Origin of the sequence: Aciditerrimonas ferrireducens (genome assembly GCF_023130475.1) — a bacterium.
Classification (GTDB): domain Bacteria; phylum Actinomycetota; class Acidimicrobiia; order Acidimicrobiales; family UBA8190; genus Aciditerrimonas; species Aciditerrimonas ferrireducens.
The window spans coordinates 17,480-34,266 of sequence record NZ_JAKHEX010000024.1 but is presented as its reverse complement, the minus strand read 5'-3'; the positions used below and the strand labels follow the sequence as shown (position 1 = coordinate 34,266).

The 16,787-nt window shown below is 74.9% G+C and carries 13 protein-coding genes and 1 pseudogene; 5 read left to right on the top strand and 9 right to left on the bottom strand.

Annotated features, from left to right (window positions below; all coding sequences use genetic code 11):
• From Acit_RS11160 to Acit_RS11145, 4 genes and pseudogenes are all read right to left on the bottom strand, one after another.
• Positions 1-1,156: pseudogene (locus tag Acit_RS11160) on the bottom strand (hypothetical protein); the annotation flags it as partial.
• A gap of 253 nt (positions 1,157-1,409) precedes the next feature.
• On the bottom strand, positions 1,410-2,636 hold the full coding sequence (locus Acit_RS11155; protein WP_248109074.1) for an ABC transporter permease: 1,227 nt from the start codon (positions 2,634-2,636) through the stop codon (positions 1,410-1,412).
• A gap of 48 nt (positions 2,637-2,684) precedes the next feature.
• Positions 2,685-4,520 (bottom strand): efflux RND transporter periplasmic adaptor subunit, encoded by a 1,836-nt coding sequence (locus tag Acit_RS11150; protein ID WP_248109073.1) that lies wholly within the window; start codon positions 4,518-4,520, stop codon positions 2,685-2,687.
• Positions 4,517-5,311 (bottom strand): ABC transporter ATP-binding protein, encoded by a 795-nt coding sequence (locus Acit_RS11145; RefSeq protein ID WP_248109072.1) that lies wholly within the window; start codon positions 5,309-5,311, stop codon positions 4,517-4,519. The genes Acit_RS11150 and Acit_RS11145 overlap by 4 nt, the downstream gene beginning before the upstream one ends.
• A gap of 283 nt (positions 5,312-5,594) precedes the next feature.
• On the opposite strand from Acit_RS11145, the gene Acit_RS11140 reads away from it, so the two are divergent.
• Positions 5,595-6,077, top strand: coding sequence for a hypothetical protein (locus Acit_RS11140; protein WP_248109071.1), 483 nt, complete (start codon positions 5,595-5,597; stop codon positions 6,075-6,077).
• Positions 6,074-6,298: an AbrB/MazE/SpoVT family DNA-binding domain-containing protein gene (locus Acit_RS11135; RefSeq protein WP_312710526.1), complete on the top strand. Its 225-nt coding sequence runs from the start codon at positions 6,074-6,076 to the stop codon at positions 6,296-6,298. Before Acit_RS11140 ends, Acit_RS11135 begins: the two co-directional genes overlap by 4 nt.
• Positions 6,299-6,393: 95 nt before the next feature.
• Here the strand turns inward: Acit_RS11135 and Acit_RS11130 are convergent, their stop codons facing one another.
• A complete protein-coding gene (locus Acit_RS11130) occupies positions 6,394-6,783 on the bottom strand; it encodes a DUF1269 domain-containing protein (RefSeq protein WP_248109069.1) in 390 nt (129 codons plus the stop codon).
• 106 nt (positions 6,784-6,889) lie between these two features.
• Positions 6,890-7,297, bottom strand: coding sequence for an Hsp20/alpha crystallin family protein (locus Acit_RS11125; RefSeq protein WP_248109068.1), 408 nt, complete (start codon positions 7,295-7,297; stop codon positions 6,890-6,892).
• Between the two features lie 279 nt (positions 7,298-7,576).
• Here Acit_RS11125 and Acit_RS11120 point away from each other — a divergent pair, with 279 nt between their 5' ends.
• Entirely contained in the window at positions 7,577-8,071 is a 495-nt protein-coding gene (locus Acit_RS11120) for a hypothetical protein (RefSeq protein ID WP_248109066.1), read from the top strand.
• Between the two features lie 43 nt (positions 8,072-8,114).
• On the opposite strand, the gene Acit_RS11115 is transcribed toward Acit_RS11120, so the two are convergent.
• From Acit_RS11115 to Acit_RS11105, 3 genes are all read right to left on the bottom strand, one after another.
• Positions 8,115-11,765: an ABC transporter ATP-binding protein gene (locus Acit_RS11115; RefSeq protein ID WP_248109065.1), complete on the bottom strand. Its 3,651-nt coding sequence runs from the start codon at positions 11,763-11,765 to the stop codon at positions 8,115-8,117.
• A 91-nt stretch (positions 11,766-11,856) separates the two neighbouring features.
• Positions 11,857-12,732 carry a 3-hydroxybutyryl-CoA dehydrogenase gene (locus tag Acit_RS11110; protein WP_312710523.1) on the bottom strand — a complete coding sequence of 292 codons (876 nt, stop codon included), beginning with the start codon at positions 12,730-12,732 and terminating at the stop codon, positions 11,857-11,859.
• A gap of 76 nt (positions 12,733-12,808) precedes the next feature.
• Positions 12,809-14,458, bottom strand: coding sequence for an AMP-binding protein (locus Acit_RS11105; protein WP_248109064.1), 1,650 nt, complete (start codon positions 14,456-14,458; stop codon positions 12,809-12,811).
• A 145-nt stretch (positions 14,459-14,603) separates the two neighbouring features.
• Between Acit_RS11105 and Acit_RS11100 the strand changes: the two genes are divergently transcribed.
• Together Acit_RS11100 and Acit_RS11095 are read left to right on the top strand one after the other, a co-directional pair.
• Complete coding sequence (locus Acit_RS11100) at positions 14,604-15,608, top strand: Rv3169 family protein (RefSeq protein ID WP_248109063.1); 1,005 nt, start codon at positions 14,604-14,606, stop codon at positions 15,606-15,608.
• A gap of 107 nt (positions 15,609-15,715) precedes the next feature.
• Entirely contained in the window at positions 15,716-16,717 is a 1,002-nt protein-coding gene (locus Acit_RS11095) for a phosphotransferase (RefSeq protein WP_248109062.1), read from the top strand.
• Positions 16,718-16,787: the final 70 nt, after the last annotated feature.

Below are 16,787 nucleotides of genomic sequence, written 5' to 3'. Positions count from 1 at the left end.
CGTCGAACGAGAACACCGCCCCATCCGCCCCCACCAGCCAATACCCCCCCGTCGCCGGATCCACCACCATCCCCACCACCGACGTCCCCGCACCACCCGAGGCCTGGCTGGTCCCGGTGGTGGTCGTCGCGGCGCTGGGGGGCGCGGGCGGGGGCTCCTCGTTCACCAGGGCGAAGACGGCGGGTGCCACCCCGGGCGCCGTGGCCTCGACGACGTAGCCCCCCGGCTGCTGGTTGGCGCTGAAGGTCGGGGCGACCGCCACCCCGTCACCGTTCGTCGTGACGCTCACGCTGGTCCCGCCCCCGGCGAAGGTGCCGCTCGCCCCGCTCGTCGGAGCGCTGAAGGTGACGCTCACATCCGGCACCGGGTTGTCGTCGGCGTCCCGCACGGTCACCGCCAGGGGGATGGGGAACGCCGAACCGACGGTGGTCTGCTGGTCTGCGCCGACCCCGGCGGTCACCGTCGCCGGTGGGCCGGGCAGGTCGGTCAGGGTGAAGACCGCCGGGCCGCTCGTCCCGCTCACCTCGGCGAGCACGGTGAAGGATCCCGCGGTGGTCCCGGCCTCCAGGGCGGGGCTGCTCGCCTGCCCGTCGCTGGCGGTCACGGCGCTGGCCTGGCCGCCCCCGGTGGCGAAGGTGGCGGTCGCCCCGTCGTTCGCCTCCACGACGAAGTCGACCGTGGCGCCGCTCACCGGGTTGCCGTCCTGATCGGCCACGGAGACGACGAGGGGGTCAGGGAAGGTGGTGCCGACCGCGGCCTCCTGGCCCGAGCCGCTCACCTCGGTCACGCTGCTCGGGTTGCCCGCGACGTTCGTCAGGCTGAATCCGACTGAAGCCGACTGGCCGGCGCAGGAGGTGCTCGGCGTGCTCGGCACGGTCGCGGTGGCGGTGACCTGGTAGGTGCCGATGAGGTCGTTGGCCTCCAGCTCGCCGCTCGAGGCGCTCCCGCTCGAATCGGTCTGGACCTCCTCGACGACCTCCTGACTGGTCACGAACAGCGCGCTGGCACCGCTCGAGGGTGCCTCGAAGAGCACCGTGGCCCCCTGGACCGGGCTGCCTGCGCAGGTCACGCTCAGGGTCAGCGGCTCGGCGAAGGCGCTGCCGACCTTGGTGCTCTGCAGCGAGCCGCTCACCACCTGCACGGTCGGGGGCACCATCGACGAACTGTCGGTCGTCGTGGCCGCGCCAGCCAGCCCGGCGGTCCCGACCCCGAGGCCCACGGTCGCGAGGACGCAGCACGCTGCCCAGCGAGCGCCCAGCCGCCCGCGCCGCTGTCCCTGGTGCCCCGTGGTTCGCTGCTTCGCTGCTCGCACTCGTCCGCTCCTCGTCGCTTCCTCGTCTCCCGGTCCCCGGCGATCGCCGATGGGGGTGGCCTCGGTCGTTCCCCCGACTCGTGCTCGGTCGTCCCCGTCACTCGCTCCGCAGGGCATCGATGGGGGTCAGCCGGGCAGCCCGGGTCGCCGGGTAGACCCCGAAGACCAGCCCGATGCCGACCGAGACCACGATGGCGCCGGCGATCGCCGCCCCGGAGATGTCGATGTGGTCACTGATGACGTGGGGCAGGCCGACCGCACCGGCCACCCCGACCAGGGCCCCGACCAGGCCGCCGGCCAGGCCGAGGGTCGAGGCCTCGGTGAGGAACTGCCGGCGGATCGAGGCGGGGGTGGCCCCGAGGGCCTTGCGGAGCCCGATCTCCCGCACCCGTTCGGTGACCGAGACCAGCATGATGTTCATGACCCCAATCCCCCCGACCAGCAGGGAGATGGCGGCGATCCCGGCCAGGAGGACGGTCAGGGTGTTGTCGACCGAGTCGGCGGTCGAGAGGATCGAGGTCTCGCTGGTGATGGTGAAGTCGGCGTCGGCCGGGCTGGTGGCCCCCTGGAGGTTGAGCAGCTCGTCCTCGGCTTCCTGCTCGGCCGCCCCGAGCACCCCGGTGGAGCGGGCCGCCAGGTAGATCTCCGACACCGAGGTCGTGCCGAAGAGCTGGGACTGGGCGGTGGTGATCGGGACGAGGGCCAGGTCGTCCTCCGCGGTGCCGGTCGCCCCGCTGCTGGCCTCGGCCAGGACCCCCTGGACGGTCATGGGCACCCCGGCCACGTCCACCGTCTGGCCCACCGGGTCGAAGCCCAGGCCCAGCTCCTCGGCGGTGGTCGGCCCGAGGACGACCACGTCGGCCTCCTCTTGGACCTGGGCCTGGGTGAAGAAGGAGCCCTCCGCCATGGTTCGGTCGAGGATCTGGGCGTAGGCCGGGGTGGTGCCGACCACCGAGGTGGTCCAGGTGGTGGTGCCGTCGCTCAGGACCTCCTCCCGCGCAATGCTCGGGGCCACCGCGGCGACATCGGGGCAGTCGACCCTCGAGGCCAAGGCGTCGGCGTCCGTGGTGGTCAGGGCGGTGGAGGAGCCGAAGCCGCCCCGCACCCCGTCCGAGGAGGTGGTGCTGCCGGGGGTCACGATGAGCGTCGTGGCCCCGAGGGACGAGATGGCGGCGTTCACCGAGCTCGTCGCCCCTTCGCCCAGCCCGACGGTCAGGATCACGGCCGCCACCCCGATGAGGATCCCGAGGACCGTCAAGGCGGAGCGCAGCCGATGGGCAGCGATGGCCTCCAGGCCCGAGCGCAGGGTCTCGAGGAGGTTCACGCCGCACCCCTTGGTGCTGGAGGGGAAAGAGCCGGCCGGGTCACCGGGTCATCCCCCGAGCGCCCGGGCGGCACCGCCCAGCCCGCCGCCCCCGAAGCCCCCGCCGCCCCCGAAGCCCCCGCCGAAGCCGCCGAACCCGCCGAAGCCGCCGAAGCCGGCTCGACCGGCGGTCGTCGGGGCCCGGGCCGCCGGACTGGCGCTCGAGACCCTGGCCAGCACCACCTCCTCGCCGAGGTGCAGGCCGGAGGTGATCTGGGTCAGGGTTGTCCCCTCGGCCCCGACCCCCACCACCTGGGGGACCTCCTTGCCGTGTTCGAGGACGTCAACCACGTGCTCGGCCCCCAGGTCGTGCACCGCGCTGGTCGGCACGCTGAGCACGTCGCGCTCCTCCAGGGTGATGATCGTCACGTCGGCGGACTCGTTCACGTACAGCCCCGAGGGGCTGCCGGTGACCGAGATGGTGACCGGGAAGCTCGTCACCCCGTCGGTGGTCGAACCCACGGTGCTGATCGAGGTCAGGACCCCGTAGACCGGCGTGGTCGCGCCCGCCGGGGTGATCTGGCACTGGTCACCGGTGGCCAGCTCCGCGAGCTCGCCGGCCGAGCTGACCGTGGCGTCGACCACGTAGCTGCCTGGGCTCGTCACCACGACCGCTGCGCTGGAGGACGAGCTCGAGGCACTGCTGGCGGCGCCACTCGAGGCGCTGCTCCCCGCACCCCCTGCGCCGGACCCACTGACGCCGGCCCCGCTGGCGGCGCCAGCCCCGGCGGCACCCGACGCCGAGGTGGTCGAGCTGCCTGCGGCGACCGTCTGGCCGGGGGTGACGTTCACCGCAGTGACCGTGCCGGCGATGGTGGCCCGGAGGGTGGCGTCCGCCAGGTTGGCCTCCGCCTGGGCGAGGTTGGCCTGGTCCGCGGCGACCTGCGCCTGGTCGGCAGCGACCTGGTCGGCGGTCGAGGTGCCCTGGGCGGCCTGGAGCGAGGCCTCGGCGTTGGCCAGGTTGGTCCTGTCCGTCTGCACCTGGTCCTCGGCCTGCTGGAGGGACTGCTCGTCCTTCGTGGCGGTCTGCTGCTCGGATGCCTGGGCGGAGGCCAGCTGGTTCTCTGCCTGCTCGAGGGCCTGCTGGTCGCTTTCGACCTTCGCCTGGTCCGAGCCCACCGTGCTGGCCGCGCTGGCACAGCTGGTCGTGCTGCCGGCACCACTCGAGCTGGTTCCGCTGGAGCCCGGGCTGCCCGTGGTGCCAGCGGCGTTCGCCCCTTGGCACTCGGCCGCTTCGGCCGCCTGGGCCGCCTCGAGGGCGCTCTGGTCGTTCGTCAGCGCGACCTGGTCGTCCTGGACGGTCTGCTGGTCCTCGGCCACCTGCTGGGCCGCCTGGGCCGCGGCCTGCTGGTTCGTGGTCTCGGTGTCGCTGACCTCCTGCTCCGCCTCGGTCAAGGCGTTCTGGTCGCTGGCGACCTGGGCCTGGGCGCTGGTCAGGCTCGAGCTGCTCGGGTCCTCCGCGTCAGCCAGGTTCGCCTCGGCTTCGGACAAGGTGGCCTTGGCCTGGTCGACCGCCACCTCCAGGCTCGTCGGGTCCAAGGTGGCCAGGACCTGGCCGGCGCTCACGTGCTGGCCGATGCTCACCTGCACCGCCTGGACCGTGCCCGACGCCCCGAAGTCCTCGTCCGCCTGCTCGGCCGCCTCGATCGTCCCGGTGGCCGCCACCGTCTGCTCCACCGTCCCGTCGGTCACCGCCACCGTGCGGTAGACGAGGCCCGAGGAGCTCGAGAGGGCGTAGGCCGCGCCGCCGGCGCCCCCCAGGATCACCACCGCCACGACCAGGGTCCGGCCCCAGTGCCGGCGGACCGCCCGTCCCAGCCCGGCGAACCGGGACCCCACGCTCATCGCCCGACCTCCGCGCCGACCACCGGCTGCTCCCCGGCCAGCAGGCCGTCCCGGATCCGGACCACTCGCTCGGCGGCCCGGGCGACCTCGGGCTCGTGGGTGATGAGCACCACCGTCCGGCCCTGCCGGTGCACCGCGGCCAGCAACCCCAGGATCTCGCCGGTGGCCTCGGAGTCGAGGTTCCCCGTGGGTTCGTCCGCCAGCACCAGGGCCGGATCGGTCACCAGGGCCCGGGCGATAGCCACCCGCTGCTGCTGGCCGCCCGAGAGCTCCCCGGGGCGGTGTTCGACCCGGTCGGCCAATCCCACCCGGGCCAGGGCCTCGAGGGCCCGCGCCCGGCGCTCGTCGCGGTGGACCCCGGCGTAGACCAGGGGCAGCTCGACATTCCGGCACGCGCTCAGGGACGGCAGCAGGTTGAACTGCTGGAAGACGAACCCGATCCGCCGGTTCCGCACGAAGGCCAGCTCCTCCTCGGACATGCGGCTCACGTCCTGGCCGGCAAGGCGGTAGGTGCCCGAGGTGAGCACGTCCAAGCAGCCGAGCACGTGCATGAGGGTCGACTTGCCCGAGCCCGAGGGGCCCATGATGGCCACGAACTCGCCCTCCTCCACCCGGAGGCTGACGCCCCGGAGGGCTTCGACCGCCAGGCTGCCGGTCCGGTAAACCTTGACCCCGTCGATCAGCTCGATCACCGGCGGTCGGTGCTCGAGGGTCGGCAGGGGAGCCGTCGCGGCGCCAGCCGCGACGGCCGGGTCGCTGCCCCCGGCCGGGGCCGGCTCTCCCCTCGTCATGGCCACTGCCTCCTCGTCGGCTCCGTCCCCGGCCACGCCCCTCGCCGGCCCGACCTGACGGCAGCATGAAAGCAGTCCAGGCTGAGCCCGAGCCGTGACGGAGCTGTGCAGGAGCTGTGCGAGCACACCAGGCCGGCGGAAGGAGCCGACGCGGACCGCCGAGAGCGCACGCGAACCCGGCCCCGAGGACCAGGCCCAGGAGAAGCACCAAGACCAGGAAGCCGACGAGCACCCCCTTGACCACTTCGAGGTGCCCAGGTTGGGCCAGGCGGCGGAGGCGTTCGTGGCGCATCCGATCCTCGATGTCTGGGCGGGGCCTCGAGGCTGCGACGACGTCCCCGGGGTGCGGGCCAGCGTGGTGAGAGCGAAGGTCGTGGTCAACGAGAAGCGGGTGGTGTGGCTCATGGGTGAGCTGCAGATCGCGGGGAAATGCAGGCGGAGCACGCTGCGCACCACATGGCGGGACCCTTCCGCAACCGCTGCTCGTGACCGCGGAGAGCGCGATTTCCGTGCGGAGCAACCCGATGAGCTGCAGACCGGTGTCCGTTCGACGGGGACAAGCCCCGTCTCTGAAGCACTCGTCAATGCACGGTATGAGGCCGGGACCGCCAAGAGTCCGCAGCAAACCACCCCGCCGAACCCTCAATCAGCCCAGCCCGGCCGAAGGGCGGCCCTGGCGCCGAGCCGGCTCGGCTCCCCGCCGCTCGAGGAACCCTCCGCCGCAGCGTCGGACCGCCGCGCCAACCAGTTGTACCTTTTGAAATGACTATGCGGGTCGGCCCAAAAGGCCAGGTCGTGATCCCGAAGTCGCTCCGGGACCGCCTCGGGCTCAGCCCAGGGTCGGAGGTGACGTTCGTCCTCGACGAGGACGGCGAAGCGCTGCGGGTGGTGCCGGTGCGGGAGCGCCCGACGCTGCGTGGTGCGCTCGCCGGCTTGGACCTGGTGGCTGAGCTCGAAAGGGAGCACTGGGCCGAGGTTCGTCGTTGAGGGTGTGCCTGGACTCCTGGGCGGTGCTGTGCTCGTTGGCCGGTACGGGGCCGGCAGCGGCGCCGGGCACCGTGGACGGCCAACCGGCTGCCGACTCAGGCCCGAGCGGCCTGGTGGAGGACCCGCTGGAGCTCGGCCTCGGCCTGGCTGTCGAGGCTGGAGCGCAGCACGGTGCCGCCGTAGCGGGACACGGCGGCCACCACCTTGTCGGAGGGCACCCGCTCGACCACCAGGAACAGCGCCGAGGTGCCCGGCTGGACCAGGTCCCGGACCCGGTCCCGGAACTCCCGGTCGATGAGGGTCTTGTCGACCAGGCCACCGAGCGCGCCGAAGCCCGCCCCGAGGACCAGGCCGAGGAGCGGCACGAAGAACAGCAGGCTGAAGAGCACCCCCCAGAGCAGGCCCCAGCTGGCCCCGGCCCCGACCGGGTGGTGGTTCGTGGTCACCTGGAACTTGCCGTCGGGCTGGCGCACGATGACCGCCACGGCGTCGGGCGCGCCGGGGCCCGGACGCGCCGCACCCCCGGGGGGTCCCGGGGGTGCACGGTGTGTGGGAACCGGGTGGGCTCAGGCGGCGCTGGCCGCCACGGGCTCAGCGCTCGGGGCCGACCACGGCCACCCGTCGAGGCTTCGCCTCGGCGGCCACCGGGATGGTCACGGTGAGCACGCCCCGGTCGTAGGAGGCCCTGATGCCCTCGGTGTCCAAGGACTCGCCCAGGAACAGCCGCCGGGTGAAGGTCCCCACGGGCCGCTCCCGGACCAGGACCTCGGCGTCCTCGGCCACCTCGTGGCGGCGCTCACCGGCGATGGTCAAGACGTCCTTCTCGACGGTCACCTCGATGGTGTCCGGGTCCACCCCCGGCAGGTCCAGGCTCACGACGACCTCGTCGCCCCGCCGGTACGCGTCCATGGGGACGCTGGCCAGCGTGCCGGAGGCCGCCCCGAGGACCTGCTGGGTGAGCCGGTCCAGTTCACGGAACGGGTCGAACCTCAACAGCATCGCCATCACCTCCCTTCTGGTCTCCCCCGGCCGGACGGGTCGGCCGACGGATGCTCTGCCCGCCCGGGCTGGCGGGACCGGCGCTCGCACCACCACGACCGGAGCGGTCCTTCGCCGAGCGGAGGACGGGAGCCGGAGGACCGGTTCGGGCCGGTCCGCCCTGGGCGCCCTGCCCGCCTCCCGGGCGGTTCGCCTTCTCAGACGCTTTTCGGGCCCCGTCTATTCCCGCCGCCTCGCGCTTCTCTGGCCCGGCGGGTCGGAGCTGCCATACTGGCCCCCGTGCCCCTTGGCGCCCTGGTCGGGGCCCGGCCGTTCCCGCTGCTCGCCGGCGTACCGCTCGTCGGCCTCAGCCCCCTGCTCGTCGTCGTGCTCGTCGTCCTCCTGGCCGTCGCGGCGCGCACCGGGGGGGCGCCGGCGCTGGTGGCGGTGGAGGGCGACGCGCTCCGGATCCGGCCCCGGGGCGCGGTGCGGGTCTGGGCGTTCGCCGGTCCCCTCGACGTGCCCCTCCGCCAGGTCCTGGCCGTGGCCTGGTCCGCCCAGCCGGGCCTGCCCCCGGGGGTCCGGACCCACGGCACGGCCCTGCCCGGGGTCTGCTTCCTCGGGACCTTCGCCGACCGCTCCCGGGGGATCCGGGAGCGCTGGCTGACCTTCGCCAACCGGCCGGTCCTGGTCCTCGAGCTGGCGGCCGGCACCGGGTTCACCCGGGTGGTGGCGCAAGTCGCCGACCCCCAGGCGACCTGCGACCAGCTCCAGGCAGTCCTGGCCCGGGCCTGAGGCCCAGCGCCGACCCCGGGCTCGTCGACCTCGGCCGTCGGCCTCAGCCCACGGCGGTGGCGGCGTCCCCGGCCCCCGTGGGCCCAGCGGCCAGGGCGGCCCGGGTGGCCTCCCAGGACCGCTGGTACCAGCCGCCGGCCCCGACCAGCTCGGCGTGGGTCCCGTCCTCGACCACCCGGCCCGAGGCGACCACGACCACCCGGTCCATCTGCTCGGCGGTGGAGAGCCGGTGCGCGATCACGACGGTGGTCCGCCCGGCGGCCACCGCGGTGATGGCCTCTTGGACCTGGGCGTCGAGGGCCGGGTCGAGGTTCGCCGTGGCCTCGTCGAGCAGGAGGACCGCCGGGTCGACCAGCAGGGCCCGGGCCAGGCAGACCAGCTGGCGCTCCCCGGCCGAGAGGGAGCGGCCCCGTTCCCCCACGACGTGCTCGTAGCCGCCGGGCAGGGCCTCGATGACCTCGTGGGCCCCGACCGCCCGGGCCGCGGCCTCGACGTCGGCCTGGCTGGCCCCGGGGCGACCGAAAGCGATGTTGTCCCGGATGGTGGCGCTGAAGAGGAACGGTTCCTGGGGCACGAAGCCCAGCTGGGCCCGGTAGGACTGGAGGTCCAGGTCCCGCAGGTCCATGCCGTCGGCGAGGACCCGGCCCTCGGTAGGGTCGAGGAAGCGGGCCAGGAGCTTCACCAGGGTCGACTTGCCGGCGCCGGTCTCCCCGACCAGGGCCAGGCGCTGCCCGCCGGGGATCTCGAGGTCGACCTCGGCGAGGGCCAGGCGGCTGGCCCCCGGGTACCGGAACGAGACCCCCGCCAGGGCCAGCTCGCCCCGCAGCCGCTCCACCCGCCGGGCCCCGGGCCGGCTCGCCACGCTCGGCTCCTCGGCCAGCACGCCGCTGATCTTCCGGAGGCCGGCCAGGGCCCGCTGGTAGGTGTCGTAGGTCTGGGCCAGCTGCTGGACCGGGGCGAAGAGCTGGGTGACGTAGAGGAGGAAGGCCACGAGGGCCCCGACGGCCAGGGCGTGGGAGCGCACCAGGTCGCCGCCCACCCAGAGCACGGCCACGGTGGCCACGGTGGCCAGGAGGTCGGCCAGGGCCACGTAGAGGGCCTGGACCCCGAGGGCGGTGAGGCTGGCCCGGCGGTAGGCCAGGCCGATCTCCTGGAAGGTCTCGAGCCCGGCCTGCTCCCGGCCGAGGGCCTGGACGACCTTCACCCCGGCCACGCTCTCTTGGAGGTGGGCGTTCACCGCGGCGACCTGCTCCCGCTGGCGGTCGTAGGCCCTGGCGGCCACCAGCCGGTACCCAACGGTGGCCGCCACGAGGACCGGGAGGACCGCCAGGGCCGCGAGGGCCAGGCGGACGTCGAGGGCGAAGAGCACCGCCGCGATCCCGAGCACGCTCGCCACCCCGACCAGGGCGCTCACTAGCCCGTTCTGGAGCAGTTGGCTGAGCGTCTGGATGTCGCTGGTCATCCGGGTCACGATCCGTCCGGCCGGTTCCCGCTCGTAGAAGTCCATGCCCAGGCGCTGGAGGTGGGCGAAGAGCCGGACCCGCAGGGCGTAGAGCATCGACTCCCCGGTGCGGCCGGTCCAGATGGTCTCGGCCCACTGGTCCCACCAGGCCACCAGGGTGACGGCCAGGAACGCCAGGGACGCGGCCAGGAGGGCCGGGCCGTCGTGGCCCACCACCCCGTCGTCGATGCCCGAGCGGACGAGCAGCGGCCCGGCCAGGCCCAGGAGGGCGTCCAGGCCGACCAGGACCAGGCCGATGGCCAGGGGACCGCGCCACTGCCGGACGAAGTCCCGCAGGCGGAGCGCCCCCCGGGCCTGGACCTCACGGGCCTCGTCGACCGGCGGTTCGTCGCTGACCGGCGGCAGCTGGGCGATGCGGGCGGCCATGGCCGGCGGCGGGGTCCCGAGGAGGGCCACCCAGCCCCCGCCGCCCCCGCCCCCGCCCCGGCGGGGCCCGCCCCAGCCGAAGGGCCCTGGCGGCCCGGCCACGGCGAGGGGTCGCCGGTCCTGGTGGGCCCGGGCCCGCCGGCCGGCACCGGGCCGTGTGCCGTCCCCGCCGAGGTCGGCGAAGGTCCGGAACCAGGGCGAGCGTCGGGCCACCTCGGCCGGGGTCCCCACCGCCTGGATCCGGCCGTCGTCCAGCACCGCCACCCGGTCCACGAGGCCGAGGACCGAGGGCCGCTGGGAGGTCACGAGGACCGTGGGCCGCTGGGGCAGGCGGCGCAGCGCGCCGAGGATCCGCTCCTCGGTGGCCGGGTCGACGGCGGAGGTGGCGTCGTCGAGCACGAGCACCCGGGGCCGGGTCAGGAGGGTCCGGGCCAGGGCCAGGCGCTGGCGCTGGCCGCCCGAGAGGGTCACGCCGCCCTCCCCGACGGGGGTCTGGTAGCCCTCGGGCAGGGCGGCGACGAACTCGTGGGCCCCGGCGAGCCGGCAGGCCTCCTCGACCTCGGCGTCGCTGGCCTCGGGCCGACCGAAGCGGACGTTGTCGGCCACCGTGCCGTTGAACAGGAAGCTCTCCTCGAACACCAGGCCCACCTGGCGCCGCAGGGACCGGAGGGTGACCGAGGCGACGTCGGTCCCGTCGAGCAGGACCCGACCGGCGCTCGGGTCGTAGAGCCGAGCCACCAGGGCGCAGAGGGTGGACTTGCCCGATCCCGAGGGGCCGACCACCGCCACGAGCTCCCCGGGGGCCAGCGCCAGGTCGACCCCCCGGAGGACCTCGGTCCCGTTGCGGTGGGCGAAGCGGACCCCTTCGAAGCGCAGCTCGCCCCGGACCGGTCCGAGGGGCCGGGCCCCGGGCTGCTCGACCAGGGTGGGTTCGAGGGCCAGCAGCTCGGCGATCCGCTCGGCGCCGGCCCGGGCCTGCTGGCCGACCGAGAGGATCCCGGCGAGCATCCGGGCCGGGGCCACCAGCTGGGTCAGGTAGGTGGCGAAGGCCACGAAGGTCCCGATGGAGATCTGCCCGTGGAGCGCCAGCCAGCCGCCCAGGGCCAGGACGGCCACCTGGCCGAGCTGGGGGATGGCCTGGAGCTGCGCGGTCATCTTCGCCCGGAGCCGGATGTTGCGGAGCCGGGAGCCGAAGAGCGATCGGGCGGCCCCGACGAACCGCTGCACCTGCCCGTCCTCCTGGGCGAAGGCCCGGATCACCCGGGCCCCGCTCACCGACTCCTCGACCACCGTGGTGAGCTCGGCCTCCTTGGCCTGGGCGTCCCAGCTCGAGGGGAAGACCGTGGTCCGCAGGCCCCGGGCCGACCAGAAGGTGGCGAGGGGCACGAGGAGGGCCACGAGGAACAGGGGGACGTTCAAGGCGGCCATGACCGCCAGGGACAGGGCGGCCTGGAGCAGGCTGCCCATGACCATGGGGGCCCAGGCCAGCAGCTGCTGGACGAGGCTCAGGTCGCTGTTCGCCCGGGCCACCAGCTGCCCGGTCTGCAAGCCGTCGTGGACCACCAGGTCGAGGCGCAGCAGGTGGGCGTAGAGGGCGTTGCGGACGTCGAGCTGGACGTCGTAGGAGACCCGGCCGCCCACGAAGCGCCGGGCCAGGCTGGACCCGAAGCGCACGACCCCCACGCCGAGGATGGCCACCAGCAGCGGGACGAGCACGTGGTGCCGGGCGGCGATGGCGTCGTCGATGACCGACCGCTGGAGGACCGGCACGGCGGCCAGGCTCCCCATGGAGACCGCAGAGGCCACCAGGGCGACAACCAGCTTCGCCCGGTGGGGCCGGAGGAACCGCCGGGCCTCGGCCCGCCAGCGCCCGCTGCTCGCCTCGTCGCCCGGCAGCTCAGCCCCCTTGCCGGTACCCGTAGAAGCCCTGGCCGCTCTTGCGGCCGAGCAGCCCGGCCTCCACCATCCGGTTCAGCAGCGGCGGGGGCGCGTAGAGCGGCTCCTTGAACTCCTCGTAGAGCGACTCGGCCACCGCCTGGGCGGTGTCCAGGCCGATGAGGTCCAGCAGGGCCAGGGGCCCCATGGGGTGCCCGCACCCCTCGACCATCCCGGCGTCGATGTCCTCCCGGGTGGCGAACCCCGACTCGAGCATCCGGACCGACGAGAGCAGGTACGGGATCAGCAAGGCGTTCACCACGAACCCGGCCCGGTCCGGGGAGGCGATGGCCCGCTTGCCGAGCTGCTCGGTGGCGAGGAACCGGGCCTGCTCCCGGGTCTCCTCGCTGGTGACCAGGGAGCTGATGACCTCCACGAGCCGCATGACCGGCACTGGGTTGAAGAAGTGCAGGCCGAGGACCTGCTCGGGCCGGCTGGTGGCCACCGCCAGCTTCATGATCGGGATGGAGGAGGTGTTCGACGCGAAGAACGCCGTGTCGTTCTCCACGACCTTGTCGAGGCGCCGGTAGGCCTCGAGCTTGGCGGCCTCGTCCTCGACGATGGCCTCCAGCACGCAGTCCACCTCGGCCAGGTCCCCGAGGTCGGTCGTGAACACGAGGTTCGCCAGGGCCTCCTCCCGGGCCGCCCCCGAGAGCTTGCCCCCGCTCACCGCCCGGGCCAAGGAGGCCTCCACCCGGGCCCGGCCCCGGGCCAGGGCGTCGCGGTCGACCTCCACCACCGTGGTCTCCACCCCCGCCCGGGCCAGGACCTCGGCGATCCCCGAGCCCATGAGGCCACAGCCCAGGACCCCGGCACGGCGAACGAGCCGAACAGCCACGGCGCACCCCCTTCCCCTGCAGGTCCCCGGGGCCGCGCCCAGCCGCCGGGGCCGAAGGTTCGGTTCTCGAACGACCTTAGCGGGTGGGGGTGGCGAGGCGCTCTTGGGCCAGCGCCCGCAGCCGCTGGTAGTCGGCCTTGCCGTTCGCGGCCCGACCCAGGCCCTCGGGGAGGACCACGAGCCGCCGGGGCAGCTTGTAGCCGGCCAGGTGGGGCCGGCAGGCGTCCGCCAGGCTGGCCAGCTCGAGCGCGGCCCCCGGTTCGGGCTCGACCACTGCGGTCACCACCTCCCCGAAGCGCTCGTCGGGCACCCCGACCACGACGCAGTCCCGCACCCCGGGGGCCGCCTTCACCACAGCCTCGACCTCGTCGGGGTACACCTTCTCGCCGCCGGTGTTGATGCACACTGAGCCCCGGCCCAAGAGGCGGATGGTGCCGTCGGCCTCGACGGTGGCGTAGTCCCCGGCCACCACGTGCCGGACCCCGTCGAGCATGAGGAAGGTGCCGGCGGTCTTCTCCGGGTCCCGCCAGTAGCCGAGCGGCAGGTGCCCGGCCACCGCGAGCCGGCCCACCTGCCCGGACCCCGGGGCGACGTCCCGGCCCTCGTCGTCCACCACCCGGGTCCGGCCCCCGACCTTGAAACGGGGAGCCACCGCGCCCCCCGCCGCGTCGTCCGCGGGGAGATCGCCGGCGCTGGTGAGGGTCCGGGCCATGCCCCCCGATTCGCTGCTGCCCAGGGAGTCCACCACCACCGCCCGGGGCGCGAACCGCAGCAGCCGGCTCTTCGTCTCGGCGGAGAACGTGAGGCCGGAGGAGAACACGACCCGGAGGGCCGAGAGGTCGTAGCGGGCCGGCTCGGCCTCCAAGGCGGCCACCAGGGGCCGGGCGAAGGCGTCCCCGACGATGCAGAGGCCCTTCAGCCGTTCCCGGCTGAGCACCGTGAGCACCTCGACCGGGTCGAAGCGCTGGCTCGGCAGGGTCCGGACCGCCCCGCCTCGACTCAGGACCGGCAGGACGAAGAACAGGCCGGTGCCGTGCATGAGCGGGGCGGCCGGCAGGACCCCCGGGCCGGGCCGGGCCAGGCGGGCGGCGTAGCCCTCGGGGTCGGCCTCGGCCGGGACCGTGGCGCCCTGGAGCTCCTCGAGCATGCGGAAGAGGCCGTCCTGGGGCCACATCACCCCCTTGGGCTGACCGGTGGTGCCCCCCGTGTAGAGCAGCACCAGGTCGTCCCCGCGGCGGGCCGCGGCGTCGGTGCGCCGGGCCGGGCCGGGGTCGGCCCCGGCCAGGGCCTCGTAGGGCTCGGCCCAGCTGGGGCACGACCCGGTGCCGTCGTCCACCCAGAGCCAGCGCCGGACGGACTCGAGCTCCCCGACAAGAGGCGCCACCCGGTCCACGTAGGCGCCCTGGACCACCACGGCCCCCGGCTCGGCGTCCTCGAGGATGCCCCGGAGCTCCTCGGCGGTGTAGCGGTAGTTGAGGTTGACCGGCACCAGGCGGGCCTTGCTGGCGGCGAAGAACGTCTCGAGGTAGGCGGGGTGGTTCCCGACTAGCTCCCCCACCCGGTCCCCCGGGGCCAGCCCGGCGGCCACGAGCCCCTGGGCCAGGGCCTCGGCCCGGCGCTCGAAGCCGGCCCAGGCGGCCGCCGCCTCCCCGTGCCACCAGGCCGGCGCCTCGGGGAACCGCCTGGCCACCGCCTCCCAGACCGTCGCGAAGGTCCAGCCCGTCACGCCGCTGGACCCTACCCGCCGGGTCCCCGGACCCCGCCAGCCCGCTCGGCCTGCCCGGGCCGGTCACTGCGGGTGGGCCGGCCGCCTCGCCTGCTACCGTCCTCCGGGGCGCCCGGATCCGGGGGCGCCGGGGGAGGGGACGACGGTGGGCGAGCCGACCGCGGCCGACGAGCGCTTCGGCCACCAGCTGCCGGAGCTGGCCGGGACGGTGGCCTCGGGATCGCCCCACTGGCGGGAGAGCGCCTTCCTCGAGCTCCACGACCCCGCCGGCAGGGGCGACTGCGTCTTCGTGGCCATCGGCTGGTACCCGAACCGGGGGCTCCTCGACGCCTTGGTCATGGGCCGGGTGGACGGTCGGCCGGTGCTCGGCCGCCAGGAACGGGCCGTGGACGGGGAGCCCGGGGAGCTCACCGTGCCGGGCCTGGTCCTCCGGGTCCGCCGACCCCTCGAGGAACTGACCCTGAGGGTGGACCCCGACGCCTTCCCGGTGGGCGCCGAGCTGACCTTCTCGGCCCGGACCCGGGCCTACGCCCTGCGGCGGGGCACCCTGCGGACCGAGCGAGGCGAGGTGGTCTGGGACCAGCGGCACCTTCTGCAGTCGGGGGTCTGGTCGGGCCACTACGAGGCCGGGGGCCGGCGACGGCCGGTGGCGGGCTGGCTGGGCCAGCGGGACCGCTCCTGGGGGATCCGGGACCACGGCCGCTGCCCCCTGTGGCTCTGGCTCCAGGTCCAGTTCCCCGAGGGGGCCCTCGGGGCGTGGCACTGGGAGCGGGCCGACGGGGCCCAGGTCTACACCGACGGCGCCTTCCTGCCGGCCGACGGCGGCCCGCCCGTGCCCGTGGTGCGCCTGGAGCACGACCTCGACTGGCTGGACGGCGAGGGCCGCCCCGCCGACTACGGCGGCCACGGGGAGCAGGTCGCCGGGGTGGGGGGCACCTGTCGCTTCCACCTGGCCGACGGCCGGGTCCGCACGCTGGTGGCCGAGGGCGACTTCGCCCGGCCCTACGAGCCGTTCCACCGCGGCGGCCTGCACCTCGTGCGGGTCCGCGCCGAGGACGGCCAGGAGGGCACCGGCATCTACGAGCTGACCGGGGCCCACCACCACCGCTACTTCCCGGCCACCGAGCTGCCCGAAGGAGGCCTGCCCTGAGCCGGCCGAGTCCGACGCCCCGCTTCCCCGAGGGCCCCGCCGACCTCGGACCGGCCTGGTGCCAGGCGGTCCTCGGCCGAGGGGACCCCGAGGGGACCGACGAGGCGGTGGCGGCCGAGGTCGCCCGGGCCGAGGCCGAGGCCGTGGGTACCGGGCAGATGTGCGACACCCTCCGGCTCCGCCTCGCCTGGGCCCCGGCGGGCAGCGGCCCTGCGAGCCTCCTGGTGAAGCTGCCGGCGGCCGACCCCCGGAGCCGGGAGGCCGCCCGGGTGGTCCGGGCCTACGAGAAGGAGGTCCGCTTCTACCAGCTCCTCGCCCCGAGCCTCCCGGTCCGGGTCCCCCGCTGCTGGCACGCCGATCTCGACGAGGAGGACCCGACCCGCTTCGTCCTCGTCCTCGAGGACCTCGCCCCGGCCCGGGCCGGGGACCAGCTGGCCGGCTGCACCGAGGCCGAGGCCCGCGCCGCGCTCGGGGAGCTCGCCCGGCTGCACGCCGCCCGCTGGGGCGACCCGGCCCTGGCGGCGCTGCCCTGGCTGGCCCAGGACCCCGAGGCGAACGCGGCCTTCCTCGGCCAGCTCCTGCCCGGCCTGTGGGCCGGGTTCCAGGAGCGCTACGCCGGTCGCCTGGTCCCCGAGGTCGAAACCGCCGGGGCCCAGCTCCTCGATCGGCTCGACCGCTACCTCCGGCCGTCCTCGACCCCGGGGACCGTGCTCCACGGGGACTTCCGGCTCGACAACCTCCTCTTCGACCGGGACGAGGAGGGGCGGGGGCGCTGCGCGGTGGTGGACTGGCAGACCTGCCGGCTGGGCCCGGGACCCGAGGACCTCGCGTACTTCCTCGGCGCGAGCCTCCTCCCCGAGGACCGGGAGCGGCTCGAGCGGGACCTCGTCGAGGCCTACCACGCCGAGCTCGCCTCGCTCGGGGTCCGGGACTATCCCCTGGCGGCCTGCTGGGCCGACTACCGCCGGGGGGCCTGGGGCGGCCTCGTCATGGCCTTCGCGGCTGCCATGCTGGTCCAGCGGACCGAGCGGGGGGACCGCATGTTCCTCTGCATGGCCGAGCGCCACGCCGGCCAAGCCCTCGCCCTCGACCCGACCGGGCCGAGCTGAGCGAAGCGGCACCCGGGGCGCGCCGCCCCCTGCACGAGAAACCGCTCGACACAGCGGGGTCGAGGGCGAA